Annotated in this window: 15 protein-coding genes; 7 read left to right on the forward strand and 8 right to left on the reverse strand. The window is 60.7% G+C overall.

Annotation, left to right across the window (positions count from 1 at the left end; all coding sequences use genetic code 11):
• The 3 genes from glmS to D6877_RS16355 all read left to right on the forward strand — a co-directional run.
• Positions 1-1,473: glutamine--fructose-6-phosphate transaminase (isomerizing) (gene glmS, locus D6877_RS16345; protein ID WP_130911489.1), on the forward strand; the 1,473-nt coding region annotated here is incomplete at its 5' end.
• A gap of 76 nt (positions 1,474-1,549) precedes the next feature.
• Positions 1,550-2,476, forward strand: a complete 927-nt coding sequence (locus D6877_RS16350) for a LysR family transcriptional regulator (protein WP_130911450.1) — start codon at positions 1,550-1,552, stop codon at positions 2,474-2,476.
• Between the two features lie 103 nt (positions 2,477-2,579).
• Positions 2,580-3,206: a glutathione S-transferase gene (locus D6877_RS16355; protein ID WP_130911451.1), complete on the forward strand. Its 627-nt coding sequence runs from the start codon at positions 2,580-2,582 to the stop codon at positions 3,204-3,206.
• A gap of 54 nt (positions 3,207-3,260) precedes the next feature.
• Here D6877_RS16355 and D6877_RS16360 read toward each other — a convergent pair whose 3' ends face one another.
• From D6877_RS16360 to D6877_RS16395, 8 genes are read right to left on the reverse strand one after another with little or no spacing between them, the layout of a single operon-like run.
• On the reverse strand, positions 3,261-4,391 hold the full coding sequence (locus tag D6877_RS16360) for a glycosyltransferase family 4 protein (protein WP_130911452.1): 1,131 nt from the start codon (positions 4,389-4,391) through the stop codon (positions 3,261-3,263).
• Positions 4,392-5,522 (reverse strand): glycosyltransferase family 1 protein, encoded by a 1,131-nt coding sequence (locus D6877_RS16365; protein WP_130911453.1) that lies wholly within the window; start codon positions 5,520-5,522, stop codon positions 4,392-4,394.
• Complete coding sequence (locus D6877_RS16370; RefSeq protein WP_130911454.1) at positions 5,506-6,873, reverse strand: glycosyltransferase family 1 protein; 1,368 nt, start codon at positions 6,871-6,873, stop codon at positions 5,506-5,508. The genes D6877_RS16365 and D6877_RS16370 overlap by 17 nt, the downstream gene beginning before the upstream one ends.
• A complete protein-coding gene (locus D6877_RS16375) occupies positions 6,870-8,123 on the reverse strand; it encodes an ABC transporter ATP-binding protein (protein WP_130911455.1) in 1,254 nt (417 codons plus the stop codon). The genes D6877_RS16370 and D6877_RS16375 overlap by 4 nt, the downstream gene beginning before the upstream one ends.
• Complete coding sequence (locus tag D6877_RS16380) at positions 8,123-8,920, reverse strand: ABC transporter permease (RefSeq protein ID WP_130911456.1); 798 nt, start codon at positions 8,918-8,920, stop codon at positions 8,123-8,125. The genes D6877_RS16375 and D6877_RS16380 overlap by 1 nt, the downstream gene beginning before the upstream one ends.
• Entirely contained in the window at positions 8,921-10,363 is a 1,443-nt protein-coding gene (locus tag D6877_RS16385) for a mannose-1-phosphate guanylyltransferase/mannose-6-phosphate isomerase (protein ID WP_130911457.1), read from the reverse strand.
• 3 nt (positions 10,364-10,366) lie between these two features.
• Positions 10,367-11,338, reverse strand: a complete 972-nt coding sequence (gene gmd / locus D6877_RS16390) for a GDP-mannose 4,6-dehydratase (protein WP_041476547.1) — start codon at positions 11,336-11,338, stop codon at positions 10,367-10,369.
• The gene (locus D6877_RS16395) at positions 11,335-12,249 is read right to left on the reverse strand and encodes a GDP-mannose 4,6-dehydratase (RefSeq protein WP_130911458.1); all 915 of its coding nucleotides are present in this window, start codon (positions 12,247-12,249) and stop codon (positions 11,335-11,337) included. Before D6877_RS16395 ends, gmd begins: the two co-directional genes overlap by 4 nt.
• A gap of 427 nt (positions 12,250-12,676) precedes the next feature.
• On the opposite strand from D6877_RS16395, the gene D6877_RS16400 reads away from it, so the two are divergent.
• The 4 genes from D6877_RS16400 to D6877_RS16415 all read left to right on the forward strand — a co-directional run.
• Positions 12,677-14,254, forward strand: a complete 1,578-nt coding sequence (locus D6877_RS16400; RefSeq protein WP_130911459.1) for a glycosyltransferase — start codon at positions 12,677-12,679, stop codon at positions 14,252-14,254.
• Positions 14,248-15,549: a glycosyltransferase gene (locus D6877_RS16405; RefSeq protein WP_130911460.1), complete on the forward strand. Its 1,302-nt coding sequence runs from the start codon at positions 14,248-14,250 to the stop codon at positions 15,547-15,549. The genes D6877_RS16400 and D6877_RS16405 overlap by 7 nt, the downstream gene beginning before the upstream one ends.
• On the forward strand, positions 15,546-16,700 hold the full coding sequence (locus tag D6877_RS16410) for an acyltransferase (protein WP_130911461.1): 1,155 nt from the start codon (positions 15,546-15,548) through the stop codon (positions 16,698-16,700). The genes D6877_RS16405 and D6877_RS16410 overlap by 4 nt, the downstream gene beginning before the upstream one ends.
• The coding region (locus tag D6877_RS16415; protein WP_130911490.1) for a class I SAM-dependent methyltransferase at positions 16,694-17,304 on the forward strand (611 nt) is incomplete at its 3' end. The genes D6877_RS16410 and D6877_RS16415, both read left to right, overlap by 7 nt.

Genomic DNA, 17,304 nt, shown 5'->3' on the forward strand with positions numbered 1-17,304 from the left:
TCGGACACCGACACCGAAGTCATCGCCCACCTGCTGACCCACAAGCTCAAGGAACAACCGGACCTGACTGCCGCGCTCAAAGCGACCGTCAAGGAACTGCACGGCGCCTATGGTCTGGCGGTGATCAATGCCCGGCAACCGGATCGTCTGGTTGCCGCGCGCAGTGGCAGTCCATTGGTGATCGGCCTCGGTCTGGGCGAAAACTTCCTCGCCTCCGACCAGTTGGCCCTGCGTCAGGTCACGGACCGCTTCATGTACCTGGAAGAAGGCGATATCGCTGAAATCCGTCGCGACAGCGTGCAGATCTGGGACGTAAACGGCAACGCTGTCGAGCGCCAGACCGTGCAGTACACCGACGGTGCCGAAGCCGCCGACAAGGGCGAGTTCCGCCACTACATGCTCAAGGAAATCCACGAACAACCGGCCGTGGTACAACGCACCCTCGAAGGTCGCCTGGGCAACAATCAAGTGCTGGTTGAGGCCTTCGGTCCACAAGCTGCCGAGCTGTTTGCCAAAGTGCGCAATGTGCAGATCGTCGCCTGCGGCACCAGTTATCACGCCGGCATGGTCGCGCGTTACTGGCTCGAAGAACTGGCCGGTATTCCGTGCCAGGTCGAAGTCGCCAGCGAATTCCGTTACCGCAAAGTGGTGGTGCAGCCAGACACGCTGTTCGTGACCATTTCGCAATCCGGCGAAACCGCTGACACCCTCGCCGCGTTGCGCAATGCCAAAGAGCTGGGCTTCCTCGCCAGCCTGGCGATCTGCAACGTCGGCATCAGCTCGCTGGTGCGCGAATCCGACCTGACCCTGCTGACCCAGGCCGGCCGCGAAATCGGCGTGGCCTCGACCAAAGCCTTCACCACGCAACTGGTCGGCCTGTTGCTGCTGACCCTGTCGCTGGGTCAGGTGCGCGGCACTCTGGCCAACGGCGTTGAAGCCACGCTGGTCGAAGAGCTACGTCGTCTGCCGACCCGTCTCGGCGAAGCGCTGGCGATGGACAGCACCGTGGAAAAGATCGCCGAGCTGTTTGCCGAGAAAAACCACACCCTGTTCCTCGGCCGTGGCGCGCAATTCCCGGTGGCGATGGAAGGTGCCTTGAAACTCAAGGAAATCTCCTACATCCACGCCGAAGCCTACCCGGCTGGCGAGCTCAAGCACGGCCCACTGGCGCTGGTGGATAACGACATGCCGGTGGTCACCGTCGCGCCGAACAACGAACTGCTGGAAAAGCTCAAATCCAACCTGCAGGAAGTCCGCGCCCGTGGCGGCGAGTTGATCGTGTTCGCGGATGAGAAGGCTGCGATGACCAACGGCGAAGGTACCCACGTGGTGCAAATGCCGCACATCCACGACATTCTCTCGCCGATCCTTTATACGATCCCGTTGCAACTGTTGTCGTACTACGTCGCCGTGCTCAAGGGCACCGACGTTGATCAGCCGCGCAACCTGGCGAAATCGGTCACCGTGGAATAAGTTATCCACCGTTGATCTATGCTCTCCCACAATCGCAGCCTCGGCTGCGATTGTCGTATCCGCCCGGAGGAATTCGATGGACCGCTTTCAGGAAATGCAGATCTTCGTTGTCGTCGCCCAGGAGCAAGGCTTTTCGGCGGCTTCGCGGCGTCTGGGTTTGTCGGCGGCGAGTGTTACCCGGGCGGTGGCGGCGCTGGAGCAGCATATCGGTACGCAGTTGCTGGTGCGTACCACGCGCACCGTGCATCTCACCGAAGCCGGGCAGCGTTACTGCGATGACTGCCGGCGGATTCTCGCCGAAGTGCAGGAGGCCGAGGATTCGGCGGCAGGCAGCCATGCCTTGCCGCGCGGGCAGTTGACGATTACTGCGCCGGTACTGTTTGGCGATCTGTTCGTGACGCCAGTGATGGCCGATTACCTTTGTCGTTATCCGGATGTGTCGATCAACGCGCTGTTGCTGGACCGGGTCGTCAACATGGTCGAGGAGGGCATCGATGTCGCGGTGCGCATCGGTGAACTGCCGGACAGTAATCAGCATGCGATTCGCGTCGGGGAAGTACGACGGGTGATTTGCGCTTCGCCGACGTTTCTGGCTGAACACGGCCGACCGGAGCATCCCCAGGCCTTGGCCGCGCTGCCAGTGGTGGCGACGTCGGCGATCGGGCAGCAACGCAACTGGCCGTTTCTCGACGGCGGTGAAGCCCTCAGCGTGCGCACCGAACCGCGCCTGACCGTCACGGCCAATCAGTCGGCGATCACCGCTGCGCGTAAAGGCCTGGGCCTGACGCGAGTGCTGTCCTATCAAGTGGCGGACAAGGTTGCGGCGGGCGAACTGGAAATCGTCCTCGCCGAGTTTGAATTGCCGCCGTTGCCGATCCATGTGGTGTATCAGGGCGGGCGCAAGGCGCCGGCGCGGATCCGCAGTTTTGTCGACTTCGCCGTGAAGGCGCTGCGTGAGCATCCGGCCTTGAGCGCTACGGCGTTATTGCACGAGATGAAATAATCGATTGCAGCTGCTGGTTATTCTGTTGTTCCGGCAACCCATAGATGATGACTCCATCGGCGCGCTCATCCCGTAGCGACGTCACTTTTCAGCGGAGTCGACCATGCAAGCGATCAAACTCTACAACTTCCCACGTTCCGGCCACGCCCACCGCGTCGAGTTGATGCTGTCCCTGCTGCAACTACCGACCGAGCTGATCTTCGTCGACCTCGCCAAGGGTGAGCACAAGCAGCCGCAGTACCTGGCGATCAACAGCTTTGGTCAGGTGCCGGCGATTGATGACAACGGCGTGGTGTTGGCCGATTCCAACGCGATTCTGGTTTATCTGGCGCAGAAGTATGGCAACGGTCGCTGGCTGCCGACCGACCCGGTGGGTGCAGCGAATGTGCAGCGCTGGTTGTCGACTGCGGCGGGACCGATTGCATTTGGCCCGGCGGCGGCACGCCTGATCACGGTGTTCGGTGCGCAACTGAATGCCGAGGAAGTCATTGGCCGAGCGCACAATCTGCTCAAGGTGATGGAGCTGGAATTGGGCAAGACAGCGTATCTGGCGGGCGAAGAGCCGACCATCGCTGACGTGTCTGCCTACAGTTACATCGCGCATGCGCCGGAGGGCAATGTCTCGCTGGATGACTACGTCAACGTTCGCGCCTGGCTGGCACGGATCGAAGCCTTGCCGGGTTTTGTTGCGATGCCGCGCACTGTCGCCGGCTTGCAGAAGACCGCGTAGTACTCAGCCTTCGCAGACGCGAGCCAATTCGCGGCCTCTGAAGGCGGGTCATGTTCACGCGTAGGACAGCGCCTTTTCTGCCAGTAATTCCTGATACAGCTCAGTCCATTTGCGGCCCATTACATCGGCGGTGAACAACTGCCGATAACGCGCTTCTGCCTTGACGCCCATGGCGGCTGCACGCTCGGGGTTTTCCCATAACGTGCGCATGGCTTCGCTGAATGCGTGTGGATTGCTGGGCGGCACCACCAGCCCGGTTTCGTTGTGAATATTGATGAAACTGGTACCGGTGCCGATCTCGCTTGAAATCAGCGGCTTGCCGTACATCGCGCCCTCTAGCAACGAGATACCGAAGGCCTCGGAGCGCAAATGCGAAGGGAAGACGAACGCGTAGCTCAATTGCAGCAACGCGACTTTGTCTTCATCGTCCAGGCGTCCGACGAAATGGATATTGCGCAAGCCAAGTGCGGCGGCCTGAGCGCGCAGCTTCAGCTCCAGCGGGCCGGCGCCGACGATGACTGTCGGGTAATCCGCTTGTTTGAGCGCGTCAAGCAGGATATGCAAGCCCTTGTAATAACGCATCACCCCAACGAAGAGGAAAAACTTATCCCCAAGTTGCTGGCGCCAACGGTTCATCCGCTGACCGTCGGGTTGTGGATAACCTGCCTTGTTCAAGCCGTACGTGATGACGCGAGTCTTTTCCTGGAACTGCTGCAACACATCGCTGGTATGCAGGTAGTTAGGCGACGCGGCGACGATTCGGTCGGCGCTGGCCAGGAAGCGCTCCATTAGCGGTCGGTACAATTTGAGCAGGTGTTTTTGCCGAATGATGTCCGAGTGATAGGTGACCACACTGGGTTTGTTCAGGGCGCTGGCGAAGTGCACCAGGTCCATGAATGGCCACGGGAAGTGATAGTTGATCACGTCGGCCTCGGCGGCCAGTTCGCGGAACTGCTTGAACACGCTCCAGGAAAACCCGGTCGAGGCGAACTGGATATCCAGTTTGGCCCGATGCACTTCATGTTGGCCCAACTGCATTACCCGGGGTGTCGGATCCGCGCTCAGGGTCAGGACCTGCGCTTCGATGCCGTGCTGAACGCCGCTTTCGCAGAGTTGGAAGACGACTTGTTCGATGCCACCGAATGAGTCGGGCAGGTAAGTCTTGAAGAAATGAAGAACGCGCATTCAACCTCCCATGGCCTGGCGGTAGGCACCGGCCGTGACCTGTGCACAACGTTGCCAGGAAAAAAAACCAGCCCTCAGCAATCCTGCTTCGCGGCATGCCTGCCAATGCAGCGGATCGTCAATGAGACGACTCAGCGCATCGCGCAGGCCCTCGGCATCGTCCGCTTCAATATAGTTGCCAGCCGCGCCGGCCACCTCCGGCATTGCCGAAGAACCGGTCGTCACCACCGGCGTGCCACTGGCCATGGCTTCCAGCACCGGCAAGCCAAAGCCTTCATACAGCGATGGAAATATCAGCGCCCGGGCGCCGGCCAGCAGTTGCGCCAATTGCTCATCTGGCAGATAGCCAAGCAGGCACACATGGCCGCTGGCCAATGCCTGGCGCAGTGGCTCGCTGAACTGCTCGCGCTGCCAACCTGCCATTCCCGCAATCAACAAGGGAAAGCGCTGGCGCACCGCATCTGGCAACAGGGCGTGGGCCCGCAGCGCCAGGCTCAGGTTTTTGCGCGGCTCGAGAGTGCCGACACAGAGGAAATATTCCCGTGCCTGCACGGCGTGAGCCTTGAGCACGCTGTCGATTTCTTCGGTTTGCCGAGGACGAAAGCGCGCGGCCACGCCCAATGGCGCCACCACGAATCGCTGCGCAGGCAGGCTGAAATAAGCCTGCGCCTCGTCGGCGATTGCCTGCGAGTCGGTCAGAATTACCCGCGCCTGCTGAACACCTGCGGCCAGGCGACGTTCGATCTCTCTCAAACGTGCCGGCGGTTGAGTGTCAGGAAAATGCAGGTGCGTCAGGTCATGCAAAGTGATTACGGTCGGGCCGTCGAAGGCCAGCGGCCACAGGCTTGGCTCGTGATAAAGATCAATCTTTTGTGTACGCACCTGATCAAAACGTTTCTGCTCCAGCCAGCGCCGTGCCTGATAGGCTCCGGGTATTTGCCGCAGCAGCGGCGTCATCCGCGAATAACCGGGCATGGCTGCGTCCGGCAGGGCCGGATTCCAGCCCCAGCCATGAAACAGGGTTACGTCCACGTCGGGTTCGCTACGCAGGGCGTTGACCAGTTCAGCGACGTAATGGCCGATACCGGTGCGCGGTGCCTGCAGGATGCGAGCGTTAAGAACAATGCGCATGGGGCCTCGCTGGCACGCGCGGGGCCTGCTGGACATGGTCAAGGCTGCGTGTAGCCAATTGCTCGCTGGCTTCACGCCAGCCGATCCAGCGCCAGTCAGCGACGTCGCGGGCGGCAGGAAACTGCCCACTGCGCTGATAGGTATCGATCAGATCGGCAAGGCTTTGTGGATCCAGCAGATCGAAATACGCCATGAACTCGCCGCCGATTTCGCGGAATACCGCGATGTCGCTGCCCATTGCCGGCAACCCGCGCTGCATCGCTTCCACCAGCGGCAGGCCGAAGCCTTCGACGAACGAGGGGAAGACCAGCGCGCTGGCCTGCGCGTATGCGTATTCGAGGCTGGTGTCGCTCAGGTCATTGAACATGAACAGGCGCCGGTTCAGTTCCGGATGATTGCGAATTCGCTCGAGCAGCGCGTCGCATTTCCAGCCGATGCGTCCGGCGATGCACAGGCGTGCCGTCGAGCCGGCGGCCCAGGCGCGGTCGAAGGCGTCGAGCAGATACGCATGGTTCTTGCGCGGCTCGATGGTGCTGACCATCAGGAACACCGCTCCGGGCGCCGCGAACAGATTCTTGAGGCGTGGTTCGACCGATGCTGCGCTGTGATGCAGATCGAGTTCGGAACCCAGATGGAAGAAATCAAACCAGCGACTGTCAGTCTGGTCAGCGCCGATCCTGCGCTGCAATTCGCCACGTACCTGATCGCGCACGGTGGCCGAAATCGCCATGTAGCCATCAGCGGTGCGAGTGATCCAGTCGAACCATTCGTTGAAAACCTCGACCAGACGCGTGTCGTAAAACTGCGGATGTGTCAGCGGAATCAGGTCGTAAACCACCGCGATCACACCGACGCCGTCGCGTTTGAGCTGTTCGACGTGGGCGAAAAAATCCGAGTGCCATGATGAATCCAGCAGCACCAGTTGATCGCCTGATTGGTGCTGCAGGGGTATGCAGCGTTTGAGCAACTGCCTGCGATTGATCTGCCGGATCAACCGTATCGGCAAGCCGAATACGCCGATCTGGGTGAATTGATAGGCAACATACAGCAGCCCTCGGGACAGTTTCGAAGTGCATCGCGCATCGCGGCGCTGGTGCCACTGCCAGAAGCGATGTGCCAGGCGCTCCAGGCGTTCGCCGAAGGTTTGCAGAGCATTCAGGAACGGCGTGTCGAGCGGCGCCAGCCTCAGTACACGATAGAGCTGACTGTTGATCACCACCACTGGCAGGCATTCGACCCCTTGCACGCTGGCCGGCAACTGCTTGATGACGTTGCGTACCACGCGCTGAATCCCGGAGTTGACCATCGGGTGCTTGAATACGTGGGTGCATTCGACCAACAGGCGGGTCATGGCGCGCGCTCGACAGTCCGGGTCTCGGTTTCACAGGTGACGGTGGTCCGGGCGTCCAGCCAGGCACAGCCGACGAAATCTTCCTGACGGTTGTTGATCACGTGAAATACCAGCCCGTAGTCACGCCACTCGAAATTGCGATCCAGATGTGAGTCCAGGCGCGACAGGCTCAGCGACACCGAATAATTGCCTTTGCCCAGGCCCATGACGAAGGCGAAGCGGTAAGTGAAGCGCTCGCCGGCGCGCAGGTCGGTCAGCGCCTTGTTCAGTCGGTGAGTATTGATGCCATACATCATCTGGCCCAGGCGATCCTTGATGATGAAGCCCAGCACCAGCCGTTCGATGTCCTCGCGTACCTCGACCTGCACTTCGAGCACCACCGGTTGGCCGACTTCGACAGCGTCAATGCTGCGCTGGTTTTCATCGAGCAGGCGTACGCTGAGAATCGCCGCCTCGCCGGTGCCGGAGACCGTTTGCACCTCGCCGCCGGCGAGCGTTTCCTGACGCACGACCTGGCCCTCACGTTCGGCCATCAGCGCATTGTAATAATCGAGAACCGGCTCCGGTTTGCCGCGCATGGCCACGTGCCCGTCCTTGAGCAGGATCGCCGAGTCGCAGATCGACTGAATCGCGAAACGATCATGGGACACGATCAATAACGTCGTGCCGGATTTGCGAAAGCTGCGGATGCGTTCGAAGCTCTTGTGCTGGAAATAGGCATCGCCCACCGACAGCGCTTCGTCGACGATCAGGATGTCCGGGCGCCGAGCCGTTGCGACGCTGAACGCCAGGCGCATCTGCATGCCGCTGGAGTAAGTGCGGACCGGGTGGTCAATGGCATCGCCGATTTCGGCGAAATGCTCGATGTCGGGCAGCAGCGCTTCGATTTCTTCGAGCTGCATGCCCAGCAACTGACCCGCCATGATTGCGTTCTGCCGACCGGTAAAGTCCGGATGGAAACCCATTCCCAGCTCCAGCAGTGCAGCGACGCGTCCCTGCAGTTCGATCTTGCCGCAGGTGGGTTGGGTAGTGCCGGTGATCATTTTCAGCAAGGTGCTTTTGCCCGCGCCATTGGCGCCAACGATGCCTACCGCTTCTCCCGGAGCAATCTCGAATTCGACATCTTGCAGTACCCAGTGCTGTTGATGGCGGATCGGCGAAAACGGAATCAGCCACTCAGCCAGCCGTGCCCAGCGGTTTGGGTATTGCTTATAGGCCTTGCCGAGGCCGGTGACGCGAATATGTCCCATCAGAGTTCATCCACCATTTCGCCCACGCGCTGGCGAAACAGCCGCAGGCCCATCAGACAGAACGCCACGCCGGCAATGAAAGCCGGCAGCAGCGAACTCCATACCGGCCACTGACCGTAGAGAAACAGGTTCTGATAACTGCTGAACAGGTTGGTCAGCGGATTGAGTTGCAGCAAACGCTGCACCCATTCCGGCAGGATCGTGATCGGGTAAACGATCGGCGTCAGCCAGAACCAGAACTGCAGGCAGATGCCGAACAGTTGACCGACATCGCGAAAGAACACGTTCAGCACCCCAAGGATCATGCCCAGCCCGGCGCAGAACATCATTTGCAGAGCAATCAGCGGAATCAGCGCCAGCAGAGCCATCCCCGGCCAGCGCCCGGTGATCAGCAGAAAACCGAGAAACAGGCTGATGATGATGGCGAAATTGATCCCGGCGTTGATCAGCACGATCACTGGCAGGCAGATCCTCGGGAAGCTGATTTTCTTCAGCAGGTTGGCGTTTTCCAGAAACATGTTCTGGCTGCGCAGGGTGATTTCGGAAAACAGCCCCCAGGCCAGCAGACCTGCGCACAGGTAGACGCTGTAGGCCATGCTGTCGTCCACACCCGGTAAACGCGCGCGCATGATCTGGGAAAAGATCACCGTGTAAACGATGATCATCGACAGCGGATTGAAGATCGGCCACAGCGCGCCGAACAACGAATTGCGATAACGCGCTTGAAACTCTCGCTGCACGCTGCCGAGGATGAACCCACGGTAGTTGTGCAGCGAGCGGTACAGGGAAAGCAGCATTCAGACCGTCCTGCCGTATTGATCTTCGAAGCGAACGATATCGTCTTCGCCCAGGTATTCGCCGCTCTGTACTTCAATGATCACCAGATCGATCACCCCGGGGTTCTCCAGGCGATGCTTGTGGCCGGCGGCAATGAACGTCGATTCGTTCTTGGCTACCAAGGTGGTGCCGGAACCGTTGTTGGTGACCTTGGCCATGCCTTCGACCACGACCCAGTGTTCGTTGCGGTGATGGTGCATTTGCAATGACAGCTTGGCACCGGGTTTGACCACGATGCGCTTGATCTTGAAACGCGGACCTTCCTCCAGAACGGTGTAGGTGCCCCACGGACGGCTGACCGTACGATGCAGGCGATAGGCTTCGTGGGACTTGTCCTTGAGCTGCTTGGCCACGCGGCGTACGTCTTGTGCGCGGTCGGCATGGGCGACCAGCACCGCATCGGCGGTGTCGACAATGATCAGGTTATCCACACCGACGGTCGCCACCAGCCGACCTTCGCTCTGTACGAAGTTGTTGTGGCTGTCGATGAAGATCGCTTCGCCGCTGGCGCGGTTGTTGTCGGCATCGGCGGGAGTCAGCGCCGCGACCGCACTCCACGAACCGATATCGCTCCAGTCGAAACCGGCGGGCACCACCACGACTTTGTCCGAGCGCTCCATCAGCGCGTAGTCGATCGAAATGTCAGTGATCTCGGCAAACAGCGTCGGCGACAGCTCCTGTTGCAGGCAGCCGACCGTTTCCACCGGGGCACTGGCAGCCATGCAGGCGCGAGTCTGTTCCAACAACTGGGGTGCGTGCAGTTGCAGCTCGGTGAGCAGGGTCGCGGTGGTGAAGCAGAACATCCCCGAATTCCACAGGAAGTTGCCGCTCTCCAGGTAATGCGTGGCGGTCTGCAGGTCGGGTTTCTCGACGAAACGCTGCACCTTGGCCGCGCCTCTGGCATCCAGCGGCGCACCGGTCTCGATATAGCCGAAGCCGGTTTCCGGCGCGGTAGGGACCACGCCGAAGGTCACCAGATAACCGTCCTTCGCCAGATTCACTGCGTGCTCGACCGCACTTTTCAAAGCGTCCTGATTGACGATCAGATGATCCGCCGGCATCACCACCATGATTGCGTCGTCACCGTGCAGCGCCTGCAATGACAGTGCTGCCGCTGCGATCGCCGGTGCGGTGTTGCGCCCGCTCGGCTCGAGCAGAAAGTGCCCGCGATGGCGCGACACATGCGCCGCGCAATAGTGATCCTTGCTTTGGAAGTAGTACTCGCGATTGGTCACCGTGACGATGTCGCCCCAGCCGTCCAGCAGCGCCGCCGCACGCTGGTAGGTCTTGCCCAGCAGCGACTGGCCGTCGGGCAGGGTCATGAACGGCTTGGGATGGCCCTCGCGGGACACCGGCCACAAACGGGTGCCGGCACCGCCGGACAGAATCACGGGAATCAGCATGGCCTACTCCTTGGCGACGCGTTTCATGTCCGCATCCATCATCATGCGGATCAGGCTGTCCAGGTCGGTTTTCGGTTTCCAGCCCAGCACCCGCTGAGCCTTGGCCGGGTTGCCGAGCAGCACTTCGACTTCGGCCGGGCGGAAGAACGCCGGGTCGATCTTCACGTAATCGCGGTAGTTGAGGCCGACGTGATCGAAGGCGATGCGGCACATTTCGCGCACCGTGGTGGTGACGCCCGTGGCGACCACAAAGTCGTCGGGTTTGTCCTGCTGCAGCATCAGCCACATGGCTTCGACGTAATCGCCGGCAAAGCCCCAATCGCGTTTCGCGTCGATGTTGCCCAGTGCCAACTCGTGCTGCTTGCCCTGCTTGATGCGCGCAGCGGCGTCAGTGACCTTGCGGGTAACGAATTCGATGCCGCGCAGTGGTGATTCATGGTTGAAGAGGATGCCGCTGCTGGCGTGCAGGTTGAAGCTTTCGCGGTAATTGACGGTGATCCAGTGGCCATAAAGCTTGGCCACGCCGTAAGGGCTGCGTGGATAGAACGGCGTGTTCTCGTCCTGCTGCTCGGCCTGGATCAGGCCGAACATTTCGCTGGTCGAGGCCTGATAAAAACGCGTGTGCGGACTGAACTGACGGATCGCTTCGAGCAAGTGGGTCACGCCCAGCCCATCGACGATGCCGGTGGTGACCGGTTGATCCCAGGAAGCGGCGACAAAACTCTGTGCGGCAAGGTTATAGACCTCGTCCGGTGCCGATTTGATTACCGCACGCTGCACCGAACAGGCATCCGCCATGTCGCCGTCGAGGTAAACGATATCGGCTTCGACGCCCATTTCGCGCAAGCGCCAGCGCGAGTCGCTGCTGCGCCGGGCGACGAGGCCGTGAACCTTGTAACCCTTGTCCAGCAGCAGTTTGGCCAGATAGGCGCCGTCCTGGCCCGTGATCCCGGTAATCAGTGCACTTTTTGTCATTCTTGTCGTACTCGCGTCTCCCAGTCGGACAGGATCGCCCGCAGGGATTGTTGTGTGGTGATGGCTGGCGCCCATCCTGTGGCGTTGGCCAGTTTTGCATGACTGCCGCAGACGCGGCGCTGGTCGGCGCGACGCATGCGCGCCGGATCCTGCACCAGTTCAACGTCGACTTCGGCCAGATCGGCCAGTTGCTCGATCAGGCTGCGAATACGTTGCTCGCGGCCCGAGCAGATGTTGTAGACCTGCCCGGGTGTGCCGTTTTCCAGCAGGGCGAAATACGCTGCGATCACATCGCCGACATCAAGAAAATCCCGCGTAACGTCGATATCGCCGACTTGCAGTTGCGGCGCTTGCAGGCCCTGTTTGACTCGGCAGATCTGCCGGGCAGCGCTGGCGATGACGAAGCTGTCTTTCTGCGCGGTGCCGATGTGGTTGAACGGGCGCGCGACCAGCACCGGCCAGCCTTCGCTCAGGCCCCATTGCAGGCTTAGAAATTCCGCTGAAAGTTTGCTCACCGCGTACGGATTGCGCGGCAGCGGCGGTTGTTGCTCGGTGATTGGCAGATGCTCTTCGGCGACTTGCCCGTAAACGTCGCCGGAGCTGACGTACAGGAAAGTGCCGGCAAAACCGCGCGCCTTGAGCGCCTGCAACAGGTTGAGGGTGCCGAAAAGATTAGTGTCGAAAGTGCGGGCCGGGTCACGAAAGGCTTCCGGCACAAAGGTCTGGCCGGCCAGATGAATGATCGCATCCGGTATCTCAGACCAAAGGTCGACGAGACTGTCGGCGTCCGTGAGGTCGTAGGCCGAAGCGGCAGGCAGCAGCTCCCACGACGATCCCGGCGAAGCCAGACGAGACTGAATGTGTTGTCCCACGAAGCCGGTAAGGCCCGTGACGAACAGACGTTTTTTCAAACAGCGACCCCTTGGTCATGACTTGCGCCGCTTTCCTTACACGCTTTGAGGAAAGCCCTGTCAGACCGGAGGAAATATCCGGTGGAACAGCAGGCGAAGCCGTTGTTGTAGTTGTTTGGTTGCCAATCTGTGCCAATTGCTCGGCAATTTCAACAGGGCAGATCGTGACTGGCCAGTTCTCATCAGCGTAGTCCGATTTATTCTCGCCGGGCGGTTCCCGGACTCGTGATGGATGTGTTTAGAATGGCCCTCGTCGCGAGTTGGCCGGTGATTTTCAGGGCGCCGCGACGCAGGGTGAAACTGACCACTAAAACAAGAACGAAGACGTGCCCGATGATGCCGGACGAGTAACGGCCCTGCCGACCCGATCCGACGCCCGGCCGTCATAGCATGAAGTAGCCGGGATGGCGCTTCATCGTGGGATGCCATGAATTTCATTCTCTATTCGGACGTCAACGACAGCTCCATCAGTGCCAGTCTCGGGCGTCCGGAATACAGCTATTACTTTGTCCTCAAAGCCTATCGCCCGGTGCTGGAAAGCCTGGGGCGCGTGCACGTGGCCGGATCTGTCACCGACGTCGATGTGATTTACCGGCAATTGCTCGCCGCTGGCGAAGACAGTGTGTTCCTGTCCTTCACCCCACCGCAGAAAACTCCGGTCGACCTCCAATGCCCGACGATATGCGTGGTGGCCTGGGAGTTCGATTCTATCCCCGATGAACAGTGGGACGACGATCCGCGTCAGGACTGGACGCGCATGCTCGCGCGCCACGGCCGGGTCATCACCCTGTCGAGCCACACGGCAACGGCCATTCGCCGCGCCATGGGCAAAGCGTTCCCGGTGCTGGTTTTGCCGACGCCGTTGTGGGACAGCTTCGCGACGATTCGTCAGCAACACCAACCCATGCCGGTCAACCCGGGCACTGCACTGGCAATCAAGGGCTGCATTTTCGATTCGCGCACCCTCGGCCTGTCAGCCGATGCGCTGATCCCGACGCCAATCAGCCCTGAAGAGCAGGCCGCACTGGCCGCAGCAATTGAAGCCGCGCGCCCGCCACCGTTGACGTTCAAACGCCGACTGGTCATCGCTCGACATTATCTGCGCCTGTGGGTACTGGATCTGGGACACGAGCAGGCGGAACCAGTGCCACGGGTGAAATTTCTCCACAACTGGTATTGGGAGGGCATTCGCGATCTGCTGCCGGACGCTTTGCATGGCTGGCTGCAACAGCGTTGGCCTGAGGTGTGCGGCGCTGCGCCGGTGGCGGTGATCGAACCGGCGCCACTCGACCTGCCGGACACCTCATCGGTGGTCGAAACCACGGTCGAGGGTGTGGTGTACGTCTCGGTGTTCAACCCCAAGGATGGCCGCAAGAACTGGCATCGACTGATCAGCGCATTCTGCTGGGCGTTTCGCGAAACGCCCGATGCGACGCTGGTGCTCAAGATTACCCAGAATGATCTGGCGTCCTATTACAGCGAGTTGCTGACCCTGCTGGCGCAACTCACGCCGTTCGCCTGTCGGGTCGTGGTGATGCACGGTTACCTCGACGACGCGCAGTACGCCAGGCTTTATCAGGCGGCCAGTTTCTACGTTAACGCGTCACGTTGCGAAGGGTTGTGCCTGCCGTTGATGGAGTTCATGTCCAGCGGCAAACCGGTGATCGCTCCAGACCATACGGCGATGAAAGACTACATCGATGAGTCGGTGGCGTTCGTGGTCAAGTCCAGTGAAGAGCTGACTATCTGGCCGCAGGACACGCGGATCATCTACCGCACGCTGCGGCACCGCCCCGACTGGGGCTCGCTGAAAGACGCCTACGAAAACAGCTATCGAATGGCCAAGGCCCAGCCGCAGGAATATCAGCGGATGTCTGCCGCCGCCGTCGAGCGCATGCAGCATTACTGCGCCTTCGCGCCGGTGCGCAAACGCCTCGCGGAGTTCTTTGCGCTGACAGCAGGTCCCACCGATGCTGCGCCAGTCACGGATAACGCCTCATGCTGATCATCATTCATTCGGAAACCAACCGGCACACCATTGCGCAGAACCTCGGGCGTTCGGAGTACAGCTATTACTTCGTGCTCAAGGAATATCGCCCGGTGCTCGAACGCATCGGCCAAGTGGTGGAAGTGGCCGATCCGCAGACAGAAGTCGATGCGCTGTATCTGGAATGCCTGAGCCGCGGCGAGCCTTGCGTGTTTCTATCGTTCTCGCCGCCGCATCGCACCCCCGTTCACCTGGCCTGTCCGACGCTGCCGGTGTTTGCGTGGGAGTTCAGCACGATCCCCAACGAGCCCTTCGCCGGAGAGCCGCGCAACGACTGGCGTAGCGTCTTGCATGCCTGTGGCGCAGCGATCACCCACTCCAGCTATACGGTCAACGCCGTGCACGAGGCGATGGGTGCCGAATACCCGATCGTCGCGGTGCCGGCGCCGGTCTGGGACCGTTTTGCTGCCCGTGGCGCGAAAATGCCCGAGCAAGCGCTGGCCGCCGCGTACAGCCTGACGATCAAAGGCCTGGTCGCGGACAGCCGCACCCTCAATCTGAACGCATTCGGGCCGGCGCACCTGCGCAGCGGCGACGGCATCGACTTCGCCGCGCCGGCCTGCGAGCAGACGCTGGTGCTTGATGGCGTGGTTTACACCTCGGTGTTCAATCCCGGTGACGGGCGCAAGAACTGGGAAGACATGCTCAGCGCGTTCTGTGTGTGTTTCCGCGATGTCGAAGACGCGACGCTGGTGCTCAAGCTCACTCACCATGACGCCGAAGAAGCACTCAGCGATATCCTCCACCACTTGTACAAGAACCAGTCTTACCGCTGCCGCATCGTTCTGATCTACGGCTACCTAGCCGATCCGGACTACGAGCAGCTGGTGCAGGCCACCCGCTACGTGGTGAATACCTCCTACGGTGAAGGCCAGTGCCTGCCGCTGATGGAGTTCATGTCCTGCGGCAAGCCGGCGGTGGCGCCGCGTACCACGGCGATGATCGATTACCTGAGCACGGAAAATGCCTTTCTCATCGAGTCCACCGACGAGCTGACAGCCTGGCCCCACGACCCGCGCAAGGCGTTCCGAACCCTGCGTTACGTGACCAACTGGACCTCGTTGTGCGAGGCCTATCGGGCCAGTTACGACGTCGCGAAAAACCAGCCGCAGCGCTATGCCGAGATGTCCGCGCAGGCAGTCGAAAGCTTGCAGGCGTTCTGCAGCCAGGCTGTGGCGGAACAGCGTTTGCGAGGGTTTCTGACGCAGTTGTTCGAGCATCGTGCGGCTGCTTTGGAAGCCCCAGAAGCATGAGTGCCAAGCGCATTATGGACATTGAGGTCCTGCGTGCGGTCGCGGTGCTTGGAGTGTTGTTTCACCATTTGCCGGACAATCTGTTCAGCGACCCGGTGCCGTCGCTGGCCCGGATCCACGAATGGGCGCAGACGTGGTGGGGCGTCGACCTGTTTTTCGCCATCTCCGGGTTCGTCATCGCCCGCAGTCTGATCCCGCTGTTGCAAGGCTGCACGACGGGCCAGGAGCGCTGGCGACAGGTACGCCATTTCTGGCTGCGCCGGGCTTTTCGGTTGCTGCCTTCAGCCTGGCTGTGGCTGGCGCTGATCCTGCTGGCCTGTATGTTTTTCAATCGATCCGGTGCGTTCGGCACGTTATCCGCCAATCTTCAGGCGACCCTGGCCGGGGTACTGCAATACGCCAATTTCCGCTTCGCCGACAGCTTCTTCCACTACGAATATGGCAGCAGTTTCGTTTACTGGAGCCTGGCGCTGGAGGAGCAGTTCTACCTGCTTTTTCCGTTGCTGATCCTGTTGTTTCGCCGACACCTGGTCTGGGCATTGCTGGCGCTGGTCGCGGTGCAGATTCTGGCCGTACGCACGCCGTTGCTGATGGTAGTGCGCACCGATGCGCTGGCCCTTGGCGTGCTGTTGGCGATGTGGAGTGCGCAGCCGGGTTTTCAGCGCTGGCAGCCCTCGTTCTTGCGCCGACCATGGCTTGGCATTTCAGCCTTGATTGTCATTGCAGCGCTGTTGAGCTTCATGGCCACCGACCGTTTTACCTTGGCCAGTTTCCGCATCGGTTCGATCGCCGTGCTCAGTGCGCTGCTGGTCTGGATCGCCTCGTACAACCGTGACTACCTCATGCCTGCCGGACGCATTCAGCGCTGCCTGGCCTGGATCGGCAGCCGCTCCTACGGCATCTACCTGATCCACATCCCCGCCTATCTGCTGCTGCGTGAGCTGATCTTTCGCTTGCAGAGCAGCGGTCTGCCGAGCCCGGCCGGTCATCCCATCCTTACGGTGCTGATTGCCTTCGGCCTGATTGCGCTGCTCAGCGAACTCAACTATCGCTTGATCGAAGTGCCGATGCGCAATCGCGGTGCTGCGCTGGTCAGGCGCCTCGACACCTCCCGAACCGCTGTTACCTCAACCGGAGCCACCTCATGCTGAGCTTTTTGAAGAAACTCTCGGCGACAACGCCTGCGCAAACTGCGGCAGAACCGGTCGCTGCGGTTGCCGACAAAGTCGATCCGTACATGCTCGGCCTTTACGATGCGAAGCTCAGCGGCTGGTTCAACCAGCAAACCCACGAGCTCTATACGGGATTCCCTGTGAGTGCCGACGACACATTGCTTGATGTCGGTTGCGGTGATGGCGGCAACGTGCACTTCTGCGGTGTGCGTGGAGCTAAGATCATTCTTGCCGACATCGATGCGGCCAAGGTCGAAGCCACGCGCCAGCGTCTGAGCGACACGCCGGCCCGGGACATCGAATGCCACGTTACCGACTGCAACCCGCTACCGATTGCCGACGCAACGGCGACGCGTGTGGTGTGTACCGAAGTCATCGAACACGTTGACGATCCTGCGCAGTTTCTTGCCGAACTGGTGCGGGTTGGCAAACCGGGTGCGTTGTATCTGCTGAGCGTGCCGCATCCCAGCTCCGAGGAGCTGCAAAAGGACATTGCCGCGCCGGAGTATTTCCAGAAACCCAATCACATACGCATCATCAGCGAAGACCAGTTCAAGGCCATGGTCAGCGAGGCCGGGCTGGA

Origin of the sequence: Pseudomonas sp. Sample_9 (genome assembly GCF_004307535.1) — a bacterium.
Lineage (GTDB): Bacteria > Pseudomonadota > Gammaproteobacteria > Pseudomonadales > Pseudomonadaceae > Aquipseudomonas > Aquipseudomonas mercuritolerans.

Coding starts and splice junctions, on each gene's coding strand:
- D6877_RS16405 (WP_130911460.1), top strand. CDS start 14,248: ATGCTGATCATCATTCATTCGGAAACCAACCGGCACACCATTGCGCAG.
- D6877_RS16350 (WP_130911450.1), top strand. CDS start 1,550: ATGGACCGCTTTCAGGAAATGCAGATCTTCGTTGTCGTCGCCCAGGAG.
- gmd (WP_041476547.1), bottom strand. CDS start 11,338: ATGACAAAAAGTGCACTGATTACCGGGATCACGGGCCAGGACGGCGCC.
- D6877_RS16385 (WP_130911457.1), bottom strand. CDS start 10,363: ATGCTGATTCCCGTGATTCTGTCCGGCGGTGCCGGCACCCGTTTGTGG.
- D6877_RS16370 (WP_130911454.1), bottom strand. CDS start 6,873: ATGACCCGCCTGTTGGTCGAATGCACCCACGTATTCAAGCACCCGATG.
- D6877_RS16365 (WP_130911453.1), bottom strand. CDS start 5,522: ATGCGCATTGTTCTTAACGCTCGCATCCTGCAGGCACCGCGCACCGGT.
- D6877_RS16400 (WP_130911459.1), top strand. CDS start 12,677: ATGAATTTCATTCTCTATTCGGACGTCAACGACAGCTCCATCAGTGCC.
- D6877_RS16375 (WP_130911455.1), bottom strand. CDS start 8,123: ATGGGACATATTCGCGTCACCGGCCTCGGCAAGGCCTATAAGCAATAC.
- D6877_RS16360 (WP_130911452.1), bottom strand. CDS start 4,391: ATGCGCGTTCTTCATTTCTTCAAGACTTACCTGCCCGACTCATTCGGT.
- D6877_RS16410 (WP_130911461.1), top strand. CDS start 15,546: ATGAGTGCCAAGCGCATTATGGACATTGAGGTCCTGCGTGCGGTCGCG.
- D6877_RS16380 (WP_130911456.1), bottom strand. CDS start 8,920: ATGCTGCTTTCCCTGTACCGCTCGCTGCACAACTACCGTGGGTTCATC.
- D6877_RS16355 (WP_130911451.1), top strand. CDS start 2,580: ATGCAAGCGATCAAACTCTACAACTTCCCACGTTCCGGCCACGCCCAC.